13 protein-coding genes and 2 rRNA genes are annotated in these 14,470 nt (G+C 74.5%); 3 read left to right on the plus strand and 12 right to left on the minus strand.

The features are described from left to right. Positions 1 to 258: 258 nt before the first annotated feature. Positions 259 to 1,992: a DNA repair protein RecN gene (gene recN / locus PUR56_RS05400; RefSeq protein ID WP_329874444.1), complete on the minus strand. Its 1,734-nt coding sequence runs from the start codon at positions 1,990 to 1,992 to the stop codon at positions 259 to 261. A 106-nt stretch (positions 1,993 to 2,098) separates the two neighbouring features. After that, positions 2,099 to 2,845, minus strand: a complete 747-nt coding sequence (gene yczE, locus PUR56_RS05405; protein ID WP_380521941.1) for a membrane protein YczE — start codon at positions 2,843 to 2,845, stop codon at positions 2,099 to 2,101. Positions 2,846 to 2,981: 136 nt separating this feature from the next. On the opposite strand from yczE, the gene PUR56_RS05410 reads away from it, so the two are divergent. Next, positions 2,982 to 4,565 carry a MocR-like transcription factor YczR gene (locus PUR56_RS05410; protein ID WP_329874426.1) on the plus strand — a complete coding sequence of 528 codons (1,584 nt, stop codon included), beginning with the start codon at positions 2,982 to 2,984 and terminating at the stop codon, positions 4,563 to 4,565. A gap of 24 nt (positions 4,566 to 4,589) precedes the next feature. Here the strand turns inward: PUR56_RS05410 and PUR56_RS05415 are convergent, their stop codons facing one another. The 4 genes from PUR56_RS05415 to PUR56_RS05430 all read right to left on the minus strand — a co-directional run bounded on the left by PUR56_RS05415 (position 4,590) and on the right by PUR56_RS05430 (position 7,624). Beyond that, positions 4,590 to 5,492, minus strand: a complete 903-nt coding sequence (locus PUR56_RS05415; RefSeq protein WP_329874428.1) for an NAD kinase — start codon at positions 5,490 to 5,492, stop codon at positions 4,590 to 4,592. 91 nt (positions 5,493 to 5,583) lie between these two features. Continuing rightward, complete coding sequence (locus PUR56_RS05420; protein WP_329874448.1) at positions 5,584 to 6,390, minus strand: TlyA family RNA methyltransferase; 807 nt, start codon at positions 6,388 to 6,390, stop codon at positions 5,584 to 5,586. 42 nt (positions 6,391 to 6,432) lie between these two features. Next, entirely contained in the window at positions 6,433 to 6,678 is a 246-nt protein-coding gene (locus tag PUR56_RS05425; RefSeq protein ID WP_329948051.1) for a hypothetical protein, read from the minus strand. After that, positions 6,671 to 7,624, minus strand: coding sequence for a hypothetical protein (locus PUR56_RS05430; RefSeq protein ID WP_329948052.1), 954 nt, complete (start codon positions 7,622 to 7,624; stop codon positions 6,671 to 6,673). Before PUR56_RS05430 ends, PUR56_RS05425 begins: the two co-directional genes overlap by 8 nt. Before the next feature lie 165 nt (positions 7,625 to 7,789). Between PUR56_RS05430 and PUR56_RS05435 the strand changes: the two genes are divergently transcribed. Next, the gene (locus PUR56_RS05435) at positions 7,790 to 8,137 is read left to right on the plus strand and encodes an alkyl sulfatase C-terminal domain-containing protein (RefSeq protein WP_329874435.1); all 348 of its coding nucleotides are present in this window, start codon (positions 7,790 to 7,792) and stop codon (positions 8,135 to 8,137) included. A 56-nt stretch (positions 8,138 to 8,193) separates the two neighbouring features. Here the strand turns inward: PUR56_RS05435 and PUR56_RS05440 are convergent, their stop codons facing one another. Beyond that, entirely contained in the window at positions 8,194 to 9,237 is a 1,044-nt protein-coding gene (locus PUR56_RS05440) for an HAD-IIA family hydrolase (protein WP_329948053.1), read from the minus strand. 61 nt (positions 9,238 to 9,298) lie between these two features. Continuing rightward, positions 9,299 to 9,919 carry a tetratricopeptide repeat protein gene (locus PUR56_RS05445; RefSeq protein ID WP_329948054.1) on the minus strand — a complete coding sequence of 207 codons (621 nt, stop codon included), beginning with the start codon at positions 9,917 to 9,919 and terminating at the stop codon, positions 9,299 to 9,301. Between the two features lie 93 nt (positions 9,920 to 10,012). Here PUR56_RS05445 and PUR56_RS05450 point away from each other — a divergent pair, with 93 nt between their 5' ends. Further along, complete coding sequence (locus PUR56_RS05450; protein ID WP_329874442.1) at positions 10,013 to 11,383, plus strand: DUF1015 domain-containing protein; 1,371 nt, start codon at positions 10,013 to 10,015, stop codon at positions 11,381 to 11,383. A 104-nt stretch (positions 11,384 to 11,487) separates the two neighbouring features. Here the strand turns inward: PUR56_RS05450 and PUR56_RS05455 are convergent, their stop codons facing one another. The 4 genes from PUR56_RS05455 to PUR56_RS05470 all read right to left on the minus strand — a co-directional run. Then, complete coding sequence (locus tag PUR56_RS05455) at positions 11,488 to 12,357, minus strand: hypothetical protein (protein ID WP_329874450.1); 870 nt, start codon at positions 12,355 to 12,357, stop codon at positions 11,488 to 11,490. Continuing rightward, entirely contained in the window at positions 12,249 to 13,790 is a 1,542-nt protein-coding gene (locus PUR56_RS05460) for a hypothetical protein (protein WP_329948057.1), read from the minus strand. Before PUR56_RS05460 ends, PUR56_RS05455 begins: the two co-directional genes overlap by 109 nt. A 315-nt stretch (positions 13,791 to 14,105) precedes the next feature. Then, positions 14,106 to 14,222, minus strand: a 5S ribosomal RNA gene (rrf, locus tag PUR56_RS05465). A gap of 109 nt (positions 14,223 to 14,331) precedes the next feature. Beyond that, positions 14,332 to 14,470, minus strand: a 23S ribosomal RNA gene (locus PUR56_RS05470); the annotation flags it as partial.

Genomic DNA, 14,470 nt, shown 5'->3' on the forward strand with positions numbered 1-14,470 from the left:
ATCAGGTACGGGCGCCTGCGGCGAGGGTTTCCCGCCTGCGGCGCTCGGGACTGGAAGGCCAGTGTCCAGCCGCCACCATGCCAGGTCGGCGGCCCTCTTGGACAGTCGGCGCCCCCGGTGGGGCGCGTCGTGGCGGGCCCGCGCGGGCCCGCCGTCGGACCGGCCCGTCCGGAGAGCCCCGCCGCCCCGCCGGACCGTCTCCCGGGGGTGGCGGGGCACGGGAACGGCGGGGCGGCGGGGGCCGTCCGGCGGGTCGGTCTAGCGGGGGCGGGGAGCCCGGGCGGCGGCCAGCAGTTCCTCGGCGTGCGCCCGGCCGAGCTCGGAGTCCTCCAGGCCGGCCAGCATCCGGGAGAGCTCGCGCACCCGTTCCTCGTCGCTCAGCACCTTGACGCCGCTGCGGGTCACCGTGCCGTCGTTGGTCTTCTCGACCACCAGGTGGCGATCGGCGAAGGCCGCCACCTGCGGCAGGTGGGTGACCACGACGACCTGCGCGCTCTCGGCCAGCTTGGCGAGCCGGCGGCCGATCTCGACCGCCGCCTTGCCGCCGACGCCCGCGTCCACCTCGTCGAAGAGGTAGGTGGGGACGGGGTCGGCCCCGGCGAAGACCACCTCGACGGCGAGCATCACCCGGGAGAGCTCACCGCCGGAGGCGCCCTTGGCGATCGGACGCGCCTGGGCGCCCGGGTGCGGGGCCAGCAGCACCTCGACCTCGTCCACGCCGTGCGGGCCGTAGGCGACCGTCCGGCCCTCGACCTCGATCCCGGACAGGTCGTCGACCTGGCTGATCGCGAAGGTCACCCGGGCGTGCGGCATGGCGAGTTCGGCGAGTTCCGCGGAGACGGCCCCGGCGAAGCGGCCGGCGGCGGCCTGGCGGGCGGCCGAGACCTCGGTCGCGAGGTCGGCGAGCTCGGCGCGCAGCGCGGTCTCCTGGGCGCCGAGCTCGTCGATGCGGTCGTCGTCGCCGTCGAGCTCGGCGAGCCGGCCGGCGCCGGCCTCGGCCCAGACGAGTACCTCGGCCAGGGAGTTCTCCGGGCCGCCGTACTTGCGCAGCAGCTGGGCCAGGACGGCCCGGCGGTCCTCGACACCCGCCAACCGGACGGGGTCGGCGTCCAGGTCGTCGGCGTAGCCGGCCAGGTCGCCGGCCACGTCGGCGAGCAGGTAGCCGACCTCGTCGAGCCGGTCGGCGAGGGCGGCGAGCCGCTCGTCGTGGTGGCGGACGGCGTCCAGGGCGCGGCGGGCCTGGGCGACCAGCGTGCCGGCGTCCAGCGCCTCCGGGTCGGCCGGGTCGCCGGCCAGCGAGGCGTGCGCGAGGGTGGCGGCGGAGGAGAGCGCATCGGCGTGGCCGAGCCGCTCGGCCTCGGCGGACAGCTCCGCGTCCTCCCCGGCGACCGGTTCGGCGGCAGCGACCTCGTCCAGCCCGAAGCGGAGCAGATCGGCCTCCTGGGCGCGCTCGCGGGCCCGGGTGGTCAGCTCCTCCAGGGTCGCGGAGACCTCGCGCAGCCGCCGGTAGACCTCGCGGTAGCGGGCCAGCGGCTCGGCGACGGTCCCGCCGGCGTACCGGTCCAGGGCGCCGCGCTGGCGGGCCGGGCGGAGCAGCCGCTGCTGGTCGGTCTGGCCGTGCACCGCGATCAGGTCCTCGCCGATCTCGGCGAGCAGGCCGACCGGGACGGCCCGGCCCCCGACGAAGGCGCGGGAGCGGCCCTCGGCGGAGACGGTCCGGCTGATCAGCAGCGCGCCGTCGTCGAGTTCCGCGCCGGCCTCCAGGGCCCGGGCCGCCGCCGGGGAGCCCTCGGGCAGTTCGAGGCGGCCCTCGACGACCGCGCGCCCGGCGCCGTTGCGCACCAGGCCCGGGTCGGCGCGACCGCCGAGCAGCAGGCCGAGGCTGGTCACCACCATGGTCTTTCCGGCGCCGGTCTCGCCGGTCACGGCGGTGAAGCCGGGGGCGAGTTCGACCACCGCGTCGTCGATGACCCCAAGATCCCGTATCCGCATCTCGTCCAACACGGAGACGACCTTACGAGGTTCCGCACCCGGTGCGCGACGAGCGACAACGACGCGCGGCAACTCGATGCCCGGAAGTTCATCCGTTCCAGGGCGTTTACGTGGGGGTTTGGGTGGCGTTTCCCGGCGCGACACGCGCGGCGGACCCGGCGGCGGTCGGCACGGTGCACCAGGGCAGGAAGAACTGCGCGAGTGGGCCGATGGCCAGCGCGTACGCGACGGTGCCGACGCCGGCGGTGCCGCCCAGCAGGAGTCCTGCGGCCAGCACGGTCAGTTCGATCCCGGTGCGGAGCAGCCGCAGCGAGCGGCCGGTACGCCGGTGCAGGCCGGTCATCAGACCGTCGCGCGGGCCCGGGCCGAGCCGGGCACCGATGTAGAGGCCGGTGGCGAGGCCGTTGAGGACGATCGCACCGACCATCAGTGCGATCCGGGCCGCGAGCGGGCCGGGGCTGCCGGCGACGCGCAGGGTGAGGTCCATGGCGGCGCCGATGACCAGCACGTTGGCGACCGTGCCGACGCCGGGGAGCTGGCGCAGCGGGATCCAGAGCAGCAGCACCAGCGCGCCGCAGATGGTGACCCAGGCGCCGACGGAGAGGCCGACGGTGCGTTGCAGGCCCTGGTGGAAGACGTCCCAGGGGTCGAGGCCGAGCCCGGAGCGGAGCATCAGGCCCATGCTGGCGCCGTAGAGCACCAGGCCGACGAGGAGCTGTGGGAGGCGCCGGCCGAGCGCGTGGGTGTCGCCGAGCACCCGGACGGCGAGCCCGGGCCGTTCCGGGGCGGCCGTCGCGGTCGGCGACGTGGTGGTCGGGGGCGTGGTGGTCGGGGGCGTGGTCGTGGTGGCCATGGAATCTCCGGCGGGTGGTGCTGCACGTCCGGGGGTGCCGCCCCGGCGGTGGCGGACTCGATGGCCGCCCTGTCATGATGGCCAGGCCAATAGCGCCCGCTCCAGGGCCAATCACGAGCAAGTGGACTGATGAGCCATGGCCGACTGGCAGACCACCGTCACTCCCCCGGCACTCGCCCGGCTGCTGGCCACCGCCCGGCTGCCCGAACCGGCCGGCGCCCGCCGGCCCGCGTACCGGACGCTCGCCGGCCAGGTCCGGCTCCTGGTCTCCGAGGGCCGCCTCCCGGTCGGCGCCCGGCTGCCGGCCGAGCGCGAGCTGGCCCTCGCCCTGCAGCTCAGCCGCACCACCGTCGCCACCGCGTACGAGGCCCTGCGGTCCGAGGGCTACCTGCACAGCCGGCGCGGCTCCGGCAGCTGGACCGCCCTGCCCGAAGGCGCGGCACCGCCCAGCGACGCCCTGCACCCGGTGCCGCCGGACGAGCAGGGCCGCACCCTGGACCTCGGGGTGGCCGCCCTGCCCGCCCCGCAGCCCTTCCTCTCCGAGGCCGCCGCGCGGGCCGTCGAGCAGCTGCCCGCGTACGCCGCCGGGCACGGCCACTACCCCACCGGCGTCCCGGTCCTGCGCGAGGCGGTGGCCCGCCGCTACACCGAGCGCGGACTGCCGACCACCCCCGACCAGATCCTGATCACCATCGGCGCGATGGGCGCCCTGCACCTGGTGCAGCGGGTGCTGATCGGCCGCGGCGACCGGGTCGCCGTGGAGGCGCCCAGCTACGCGCACACCCTCCAGGCGCTGCGGATCAACGAGGCCCGCCTGGTCCCCGTGCCCTACGCCTGGTCGGGCGCACCCCGCCGCGGAGCCTCGCGGACACCGGACCGGGCCGCGCCGGGCGGGATCCTCCGGGGCCGACCGGGCGGGTCACCACGGCCGGAGTGGGACCTCGCCGAGTGGCGCCGGGTGCTGAGCGGCGCCGCGCCCCGGGTCGCGTACGTGATCCCGGACTTCCACAACCCGACCGGCGCCCTGGTCGGCGAGGAGCAGCGGCGCGCACTGCTGGCCGCCGCCAGGACCGCCGGCACGGTGGTCCTGGTCGACGAGACCACCGCCGAACTCGGCTGGGGCGTCCCCGAGGGAACCGGGGTGCCCCGCCCGACCGCCGCACTGGACCGCTCCGCCCAGGTGGTCACGGTCGGCTCGGCCGGCAAGCTGCTCTGGGGCGGCCTGCGGATCGGCTGGGTGCGGGCCGCGCCCGCGATGATCCGCCGGCTGGCCACCGAGCGCGTCTACAGCGACGTCGGCGCCCCCGTGCTGGAGCAGCTGATCGCCGCCGAACTTCTCGGCGAGCAGCAGCTGCCGGCCGTCCGCGCCCACCAGCTGACCCGGCTGCGGGACACCGCCGAGGCACTCACCACCGCGCTGGGCGAGCACCTGCCGCAGTGGCGGTTCGCCGTCCCGCCCGGCGGCCTGGCGTTCTGGGTCTCCACCGGCACGCTCTCCGGCGCGGCCCTGGCCCGGGCCGGCGAGCACGGCGGCGTCCGGATCGCGGCCGGCAACCGGTTCGGCTCCGACGGGGCCTTCGAGCACCACATCCGGATCCCGCTCACCGTGCCGGCCGCCGCCGTGCCCGACGCCGTACGACGGCTCGCCGCCGTCGCCGCCCGGGCCGCCGACGGCGGTCGCTGGCACGGCGCCGACGAGAGCCACCCCCTGGCGGTCTGACGCCTCCTCGGACCCGCCGGACCGTCAGCCGGTGTCGGCCCGGCCGCGCCAACCCGTCACCGGGAGGGCGAACTTGGCCACCAGCCGATCGGTGAACGGCGCCCGGTGCAGCCTGGCCAGCCGCACCGGCGTCTGCCCGCGACGGACCTCCACCCGGGCGCCGGCCGGCAGTTCCACGGAACGCCGGCCGTCGCACCAGAGCACCCCGTGCGGCGTCTTGGGCTGCACCTCCACCGCCAGCACCGAGTCCGGCGAGGTCACCAGCGGACGGGCGAACAGCGCGTGCGCACTGATCGGCACCATCAGCAGCGCCTCCACCTCCGGCCAGACCACCGGCCCGCCACCGGAGAACGCGTACGCGGTCGAACCGGTCGGGGTCGCGCAGACCACCCCGTCGCAACCGAAGTTGGAGACCGGGCGGCCGTCCACCTCGGTCACCACCTCCAGCATCCGCTCCCGGGCCGCCTTCTCGATCGACGCCTCGTTCAACGCCCAGTCGTGGTGCACCACATCGCCGTTGGTCCGGACGATCACGTCGAGCGTCATCCGCTCCTCGACCTCGTAGTCGGCGTCCACCACCCGCTCGACCACCACCGCCAGGTCGTCCCGCTCCGCCTCCGCGAGGAAGCCCACCCGGCCCAGGTTGATGCCGAGCATCGGCAACCCGTGCTCGCGCGCCAGCTCCGCGCCGCGCAGCAGCGTGCCGTCCCCGCCCGCGACCAGGATCAGCTCGCAGCCGTCCGCCGCGCCGGGCCCCCCGGCCACCCGCTCCACGCCGTCCGGAAGGTCCAGGTCGACCGCCTCGGCGGCCAGCAGCCTGATCCGGATCCCCGCCTTCAGCAGGCCGTGCACCAGGCCCTCGACACTGCGCAACGCCGTCTCGCGGCCGGTGTGCGCGATCAAGAACACCGTACGTTCGTCACTCATGCCCGCTGCCCTCTCCCTACGCCGCCGGGCCGCCCTCGGCCCGGTACGGCCGCGCCACCCAGCATGACGGACCGGACGTCCGCAGAGCAGCCTATCGGGGGCCTTCGGCGACGGCCCGGTCCGCCTCCGCCGGGTCCAGCTGCGGCGCGTCCCGGCGCAGCCAGAGGAAGTACTCGACATTTCCGGACGGGCCGGGCAGCGGACTCGCGGTGACCGCCCGCACGCCCAGCCCCTGGGCCCACGCCTGCCCGGCGACCTGGCGCACCATCTCGGCGCGCAGCTGCGGGCTGCGCACCACCCCGCCGCTGCCGAGGCGCTCCTTGCCGATCTCGAACTGCGGCTTGACCATCAGCACCAGGTCCGCGTCCGCGGCGGCGCAGCCCGCCAGGGCCGGCAGCACCAGGCCCAGCGAGATGAAGGAGAGGTCGCCGACCACCAGGTCGACCGGGGTGCCGCCGATCAGCTCCGGGGTCAGCTCGCGCACGTTGGTGCGGTCCATCACGGTGACCCGCTCGTCGCTCTGCAGCGACCAGGCCAGCTGTCCGTAGCCGACGTCCACCGCCAGCACGTGGGCGGCCCCGGCCCGCAGCAGCACGTCGGTGAAGCCGCCGGTGGACGCGCCCGCGTCCAGCGCGCGCCGGCCCTCGACGACCAGGCCCTGCGGCACGAACGCCGCGAACGCCCCGGCGAGCTTGTGGCCGCCGCGCGAGACGTAGTCGGGATCGTTCTCGTCCTCGGCCACCACGACCGCCGCCGAGGTCTCCACCTGCGTGGCCGGCTTGGTCGCGGTGCTGCCGCCGATGGTCACCCGGCCGGCCGCGATCAGCTCGGAGGCGTGCTCCCGCGACCGGGCCAGCTTGCGGCGGACCAGCTCCGCGTCGAGTCGGCGTCGTGCCACTGCCACTGGTGTTTCAGCTCCTACAGGTGGTTCGTTGCCCGGTCAGTCCCGGTCGAGGGCGGCCAGCGTGTCGGCGAGCCGCTGGTGAACATCTTCGTACACCGGGACGTGCCCGTCGGTCGGCACCCCGTCCAACGCCTCCAGCCGGGCCGTGCCGGCGTCCACCGCCGGATGGCCGGTGGGGGTCAGCTCGACGCCGAGCGGCAGCGGCTCCTCGGCGAGCAGCGCAGGGGAGGGCCCGGACGCGGGCACCGAGCCGTGGACGGGGTCGGGGCCGGGCTCAGGCATCGGGCTTCTTCGTGGTGGTGGTCCGGCGGACGGTGGTCTTCCTCGTCGCGGTCCGCTTGACGGGCGGCTCCTGCCCGGTGGGCTGCTTCGCCTCCCGTGGCGGCGCCTTCCTCGCGGTCGCGGTCTTCTTGACCGCCGTCTTCTTCACCGGGGTCTTCTTGGCGGCGGCCTTCTTCGCAGCAGGCTTCCCGTCCGCGTCCCCATTACCGGCACCGGCACCGGCCGCCGTGACCGGCCCGGCCGCCGTCTTCTTCGCCGCCGCCTTCTTGCCGGCGGCCTTCTTGGCGGTCGCCCTCGTCACGGCGGGCTTCTCCACCGTGCTCCGGTCGGCCGCGGACGCTCCGGCCGCGGTCTTCCCCGCCGCACCCTGAGCCGGCTTCTCCGCCGCGCCCCCGGCCGACGGCCCCGCAACGGCCGTCCCGTTCGGCGGCACCGGCGGGTCGACCTCCACCGGCTCGTCGACCTCTATCCGCTCGGACGTCGCCGACCCGTCCGCCGCAGCCGCGACACCCGCGCCCGGAGGCTCCTCCTCCCAACCGTTCTCGAACAGCCCGCCGGCCCGGGGCGCTGGCGCCGGTCCGGGCTCGGCCGGCCGGGGCCCGCCGTCCTCCTCGACCTCGCGCAGCTTGCTCTCCAGGTAGGCCAGCACGACACCGACCTTGGTCACCTGGTCACCGACCCTCTCGAAGACCTTCTCCACCTCGCCGCGCGCCACGCCGACCGCCAGGTCCACCCCGGCCCGCCCGGCGGTCACCGCCTCGCCCGCCAGCGTCTGCAGGGACCGCGCCGACGGCGGGAACTGCTCGTTCAGCCGGCGCTCCACGTCGGTGACGTCGATCCCGCCCTTCTCCAGCAGACCGGCCGCCGTCCCGAGGACCCGCTTGCCGACCTCCTCCACCAGTACGGCGGCGGCCTCCACCGCTTCTCGCACCGTCTTCGGCAGCATCCGGGTGCCTCCCATTCGCCTGCACGCATCGCGTCGACGCCGTCGGTGCCCGGGCGAATCCGGGCATCCCACCGACGACGCTACCGCCAAAACCCTCCTGCGGTACCGTGGCCGCCAGTCACCCGCCGCCGAGCACGGCCCGTACAGGGGAGTGGACCCGCCGCCATGGCCAACGCCGAGGAGTGCCGCGAGGCGCTCGAACAGCTCAGCCGGAACATCGCCAAGTCCAACGGCGACGTCCGCAAGGCCGCCGAACTGGACCGCTCGCTGAGCTGCCGGATCACCGACCTCGACCTGACCTTCACCGGCCGGCTGCGCGACGGCAGCATCCAGGACCTCGGGCACGCGCCCGGAGCCCCCACCGAAAAAGCCGACATACGACTCACCATGTCGAGCGACGACCTGGTCGCGGTGGTCGGCGGACGCCTCGGTTTCGCCTCCGCCTGGGCGGGCGGCCGGATCAAGCTGGAGGCCGGCTTCCGCGACCTCCTGCGGCTGCGCACCCTGCTCTGACCCCGGCCGGACCGGGTCCGGACCGACGCTGCGGTCCGGACCCGGCGGGCACCGGCTCAGAACCCCAGCTCGGCCAGCGCCTTCCGCCCGTCCACCGGCTCGCCGGCCGCGTCCAGCGCCGTCCACGCCGCCGCGCAGAGCGCCCGCAGCCCGTCCCAGCGGTCCGCCCCGTCGCCTTCCAGACGCAGCACGCCGTCCTCGGCCACCGCGACCCAGCCGCCGCAGCCGAAACCGCCGCCGGCCACCGCGTCCACCGGCGCATGCGCGGTCAGCAGCCCGCGCAGGTCCTCCGCCAGGTAGGTCGGCCGGTGCTCGACCGGCGCCGCCAGCAGCTGCCCGGCCGTGGTCACCCCCGTGAACACCAGCAGGCTGTCCACCCCGCCGTTGAAGGCGCCCTCGATGTCGGTGTCCAGCCGGTCCCCGACCACCAACGGCCGCTTCGCGCCCGTCCGCAGCACCGTCTCCCGGTGCATCGGCGGCAGCGGCTTGCCCGCCACCTCCGGCTCCACACCGGTCGCCGCACGCACCGCCGCGACCAGCATCCCGTTGCCCGGCGCGATCCCGCGCGCGGTCGGCACCGTGACGTCCGTGTTGGACGCCACCCACGGCAGCCCGGACTGCACCGCGTACGAGGCCTCCGCCAGGTGCGTCCAGCCCACCGAGGCGTCGAAGCCCTGGACGACCGCCTGCGGCTCCTCGGCCAGCGTCCGGACGGCCAGCAGGCCGCGCTCGGCCAACGCCTCCTCCAGCCCCAGACCGCCCACCAGCAGGACCTTCGCCCCGGCCGGCAGCTTCTCCGCGAGCACCCGGGCCGCGGCCTGGGCGGAGTTGATCACGTCCTCCGGTTCGGCCGGCACCCCCAGCTCGGTCAGGTGCGCCGCCACCACCCGGGGCGGACGGGACGCGTTGTTGGTCACGTACGCCAACCGCATCCCCGTCTCCCGGGCGACCGCCAGCGAGTCCACGGCGTGGTCGATCGCGTTCGGTCCGGCGTACACCACACCGTCGAGGTCCAGCAGTGCCGTGTCGTACGCCTCGGTCAAGGGCAGCTCGCTGCCGCCCGGGGCGCTCCGTCGTACGGTGGTGGCCGTCTCGGTCATGCCTGCTCTACCTCACTCATCGCGTCGGTCGTACTCGTCGGTCGGGCGCGTCACACCGGACTCACTCGGCACGCCGGTCCCGCTCATCGGTCGGTTCCCGGCTCTCCCTGGTTCCCGGCTCCTGCGCGGACGCCCGGTTACCGGCCGCCTCCGCGGGCTCCGACGGGCCGTCGGAGCCGCGCGGCGGCTCCAGATAGCCCGGCGCCCCCGGCACCAGCGGGCCGAACGCCCCGGCCCGGGCGGCCAGGGTCGCCCGGGTCTGCCGCAGTGCGGCCCGGTAGTGGTCGGTGTCCGGCCGCATCGCCACGGCCAGCGAGAGGTGCTCGGCGGAGGTCTCGAAGTCCCCGAGCCTCGCCGCCGCCACCCCCCAGCCGAACTGAGCGTAGTCGTCCGAGGGATCGGCCAGGGCCACGGCCCGGAAGTTCTCCAGCGCCGCCGCGTACGACCCGGCGTCGAACTGCGCCCGGGCCAGCATCTCCCGGATGCTGCGCGAGCCCGGCTCCGCGGCGGCCGCCCGGGTCAGCAACTGCTCGGCCGCCGCCGGGTTGCCCTGTGCGAGGAGCTTCCCGCCCCGGCGGAACCACTCGTAGACGTCCCCGGCCGGCTCCCCCGGCCGCCCCTGCTGCTCCGGCAGGCCCCCGCCTCCGGCGGCCCCGTCGATCCGCTCGTTGCGATCGTTCACACCGAACCTCGCCCTCGGTCACGACACCCGCCCACCGGACCGGCACGGGTGTTCCGATCTCTGAACAACGCGTACCCGATTACGATGCCCAGAATGAGCTCACCCAGTGCAGAAAGCGGAGCGGAGTCTCCGCAGGGCGGCCCCGGCAATCCCGGACACGTCGCCACCGCCGGTCTGTCCCTGTCCCCCTTCCGCGGCCTGAGGTACGACCCCGACCGGGTCGGCGCACTGGCCGCCGTGACCTCACCGCCGTACGACGTCGTCGACCCCGGCCGCCGGCTCGACCTGGAGACCGCCGACCCGCACAACGTGGTCCGGCTGATCCTGCCGAGACCCGAGCCCGACGACACCGGGGACCGCCCCGACCGCGACACCCGCTACCGGCACGCCGCCCGGCTGCTGCGCGAGTGGCAACGCGAGGGCGTCCTGGCCGCCGACCCCGAGCCGGCGCTCTACGTCTACGAGCAGCGGGTACCCGCCGGCGACGACACCCCCGAGCTGCTGCAGCGCGGCCTGATCGGCGCCCTCGCGGTGAGCGGCAGCGAGGCCGGCGTGGTCCTCCCGCACGAGGACGTGATGCCCCGCCCGGTCGCCGACCGCGTCGGGCTGATGCGCACCACCCGGGCCAACCTCGAACCGCTGCTGCTCACCTACCGCGGCGACGGCCGGGCGGCCGGAGTGGTCGAACGGGCCGTCCTGGGCGGCCCCGTGCTCACCACGACCACCTCCGACGGCACCCACCACCGGCTCTGGGCCGTCACCGACCCCGCCGAGATCGCCGAGATCACCCGCGACCTGGCCACCTGCCGGGCGCTGATCGCCGACGGCCACCACCGCTGGGAGATGTACCTGCGGCTCCAGCGCGAGCACCGCCACCTCCCGCGCAGCCCCTGGGACCGCGGCCTGGTCCTGCTGGTCGACACCGCCCGCTACCCCCTGCGGGTCCGGGCGATCCACCGGGTGCTGTACCGCCTTCCGGTGGCCGAGGCCCTGGAGAAGCTCGGCGACCAGTGGCAGGTCAAGGAGATCCCCGGCCCGCTCGACACCGCGCTGCAGGCCCTGGCCGAGCAGAAGCAACACGGCGGCAGCGGCTTCGTGCTCACCGGCGGGGACGGCGTCTACTGGCTGGTCGGCGAGCCCGACGAGGCCCTGCTCGACGCCACCGTGCCGCAGGACAAGCCCGAGGAGTGGCGCCACCTGGACGCGACCGTCCTGCACGCCACCCTGCTCGACCACACCTGGCGGGTCCCCGACGGGCCGGACGACATCGGCTACCTGCACACCGCCACCGCCGCCGAACGCGAGGCCGCCCGCAGCGGCGGTACCGCCGTGCTGCTGCACCCGGTGCGCGAGAGCGTGGTCCGCCGGCTCGCCGAGCAGGGCGTCACCATGCCCCGCAAGTCCACGTCCTTCGGCCCGAAACCGGCCACCGGGCTGGTCCTGCGCAACCTCGAACTGGGCTGAGCCCCGGGAGCGGAAGTCACCGGAAAGCAGTGAGGCCCTGCCGCACCCCGGGAAATCCCGGGGTGCGGCAGGGCCTCACTCGGTCCTACGGCATCCGCTGCCGACTACTTGGCGTCCTCGGCCCGCTCCGGCACGACGCCGTCGAAGTCCTCGTCGATCTCGAGGTCGTCGTCGTCGTAGAACTCCTCGACGTCCTCCTCGTCCTCGAAGATCTCACGCTCGTCCGTCGAACCGCCGCTGCTCTTGGCCTTCGCCACGGGCTTGTCGGCCGGCTCGTCGTCGTCCGCCAGCTCCGGGTCGAGCGCGTCCACGAACTCCAGGCCGTCGATCTCGGCCAGACGCTCGGCGGCGTTGGTCGAACCCTCGGTGTCGGCCTCGGTCGCCTTGACGAACCAGTCGCGGGCCTCGTCGGCACGATCGGCCGCGATCAGCGCCTCGGCGTACGCGTACCGCAGTCGCGCGGTCCACGGGTGCACGGCGCTGGAGGCCAGCTCCGGGCTCTGCAGGGTGACGACGGCGGCGTCGAACTGCCCCATGTCGCTGCGCGCACCGGCCGAGACCAGACGCATCTCGACCTGGCCGGCCTTGTCCAGCTGCTTGACCTCGGGCTCGCCGGCCATCGCCAGCGCCCGCTCCGGGCGGCCCAGACCGCGCTCGCAGTCCGCCATCACCGGCCACAGGTCGGCACGGCCGGTCATCCGGCGGGCGGCGCGGAACTCGGTCAGCGCCTCCGAGTAACGCTGGGTCATGTACGAGGCGAAACCGGCGGCCTCACGGACGGCGGGGACGCGGGAGGCGAGCCGCAGCGCGACGCGCGAGTACTGGTAGGCCTCCTCCGGCTCGCTGTCGAGCAGGCGGGCGACCATCACCAGGTTGCGGGCGACATCGTCGGCGAGCGTCTTGGGCAGGCTCTTGAGCTCCTGGCGGACGTCCCCGTCCAGCTCGAAGCCGGTGACGTCCTCCGGGATCGGCAGGCGCTTGACGGGCTCGTAGTTGCCGCGGCGGTCGTCCTGGTCACGGCCGTAGCCGCCGCCGGACGGGCGGTCGTCGCGTCCGCGGTAGCCACCCCGGTCGCCACCGCGGTCGTCGCGGCCACGGAAGCCGCCGCCGCTACCACCGGAGGGGCGGTCGTCACGACGGAACCCGCCGCGGTCACCACCACGGTCGTCACGGCCGAACCCACCGGACGGACGGTCGTCACGACGCGGACGGTCGTCACGGTCGTCACGACGGAAGCCCGAGGGGCGGTCGTCGCGGTCACGGCCAAAGCCGCCGGAGGGGCGGTCGTCGCGACGGAAGCCGCCACGGTCGCCACCACGGTCGTCACGGTCACGACCGAAACCACCGGACGGACGGTCATCGCGACGGAACCCACCGCCACTGCCACCCGACGGGCGGTCGTCGCGGTCACGGCCAAAGCCGCCGGAGGGGCGGTCGTCACGACGGAAGCCGCCACGGTCGTCACGGTCACGACCGAAACCACCGGACGGACGGTCATCGCGACGGAACCCACCACCACTGCCACCGGACGGGCGGTCGTCACGGCCACGGTAACCGCCGCCACTGCCGCCACGGTCGTCACGGTCACGACCGAAACCACCCGAGGGGCGATCGTCGCGGCCACGGTAACCGCCACCGCTACCACCCGAGGGGCGGTCGTCACGGCCACGGAAGCCGCCGCCACGGTCGTCACGGTCACGACCGAAACCACCGGACGGACGGTCATCGCGACGGAACCCACCGCCGCTACCACCGGACGGGCGATCGTCACGGCCACGGAAGCCGCCACCGCTACCACCCGAGGGGCGGTCGTCACGGCCACGGAAGCCGCCGCCACTGCCGCCACGGTCGTCACGGTCACGACCGAAACCACCGGACGGACGGTCATCGCGACGGAACCCACCACCACTGCCACCCGAGGGGCGGTCGTCACGGCCACGGTAACCGCCACCGCTACCACCCGAGGGGCGGTCGTCACGGCCACGGTAACCGCCACCACTGCCGCCGGACGGGCGGTCGTCACGGCCACGGAAGCCGCCGCCACTGCCGCCACGGTCGTCACGGTCACGACCGAAACCACCGGACGGACGGTCATCGCGACGGAACCCACCACCGCTACCACCGGACGGACGGTCGTCACGGCCACGGTAACCGCCACCGCTACCACCGGACGGGCGGTCGTCACGGCCACGGAAGCCGCCACCGCTACCACCCGAGGGGCGGTCGTCACGGCCACGGAAGCCGCCACCGCTACCACCGGACGGGCGGTCGTCACGGCCACGGAAGCCGCCGCCACTGCCACCCGAGGGGCGGTCGTCACGGCCACGGAAGCCGCCGCCACTGCCACCCGAGGGGCGGTCGTCACGGCGCGGGCCGTCACCACCACGATCGTCGCGGCGAGGACCACGGTCGTTGGACCAGCCCCCGCGAGACCGGGGCTCGTAGCCGCGGCCGTCGTCCGATCGACGCTCGGGACGGTCCTGGGGCTGGTTCGACATTGTGGTGACTCCTTCTGCTGCTTCAGCTACACCGCGGACCGGGCGACACCACTGCCCTCACGCGGTTCGGCGCCGGCCTCCTGGCCGCGCACCTTCTCCATTGTCCGACATCCCCGGGCACCTCGCGCCTGGGCGAAAGTCCCGTGCCGGCCGTACACACGCACTTACAACACAAAAAAAGCCGCGGCCCCAGCGAATCGCTGGGGCCGCGGCTTTGAATAATTGTTCGGCGGCGTCCTACTCTCCCACAGGGTCCCCCCTGCAGTACCATCGGCGCTGTGAGGCTTAGCTTCCGGGTTCGGAATGTAACCGGGCGTTTCCCTCACGCTATGACCACCGAAACCCTATCGGGTATTCAGCGAAACACACTTTTTAATTGATAAGTGCTTCTTGTGTTCGCCGGCGATAGCTGTTCGCTACCCGGGAACCACACAGTGAACGCGAGCGTCTGAGGACAAGCCCTCGGCCTATTAGTACCGGTCAACTCCACCCCTCACAGGGCTTCCATATCCGGCCTATCAACCCAGTCGTCTACTGGGAGCCTTACCCTCTCAAGGAGGTGGGAGTGCTCATCTCGAAGCAGGCTTCC

The organism is Streptomyces sp. BE303 (genome assembly GCF_036290945.1).
GTDB lineage: Bacteria > Actinomycetota > Actinomycetes > Streptomycetales > Streptomycetaceae > Kitasatospora.

What these genes read in the sequence shown, in the direction of transcription:
- recN (WP_329874444.1), bottom strand. Translation starts at nt 1,992, where the DNA reads ATGCGGATACGGGATCTTGGGGTCATCGACGACGCGGTGGTCGAACTC.
- yczE (WP_380521941.1), bottom strand. Translation starts at nt 2,845, where the DNA reads ATGGCCACCACGACCACGCCCCCGACCACCACGCCCCCGACCACCACG.
- PUR56_RS05410 (WP_329874426.1), top strand. Translation starts at nt 2,982, where the DNA reads ATGGCCGACTGGCAGACCACCGTCACTCCCCCGGCACTCGCCCGGCTG.
- PUR56_RS05415 (WP_329874428.1), bottom strand. Translation starts at nt 5,492, where the DNA reads ATGAGTGACGAACGTACGGTGTTCTTGATCGCGCACACCGGCCGCGAG.
- PUR56_RS05425 (WP_329948051.1), bottom strand. Translation starts at nt 6,678, where the DNA reads ATGCCTGAGCCCGGCCCCGACCCCGTCCACGGCTCGGTGCCCGCGTCC.
- PUR56_RS05430 (WP_329948052.1), bottom strand. Translation starts at nt 7,624, where the DNA reads ATGCTGCCGAAGACGGTGCGAGAAGCGGTGGAGGCCGCCGCCGTACTG.
- PUR56_RS05435 (WP_329874435.1), top strand. Translation starts at nt 7,790, where the DNA reads ATGGCCAACGCCGAGGAGTGCCGCGAGGCGCTCGAACAGCTCAGCCGG.
- PUR56_RS05440 (WP_329948053.1), bottom strand. Translation starts at nt 9,237, where the DNA reads ATGACCGAGACGGCCACCACCGTACGACGGAGCGCCCCGGGCGGCAGC.
- PUR56_RS05450 (WP_329874442.1), top strand. Translation starts at nt 10,013, where the DNA reads ATGAGCTCACCCAGTGCAGAAAGCGGAGCGGAGTCTCCGCAGGGCGGC.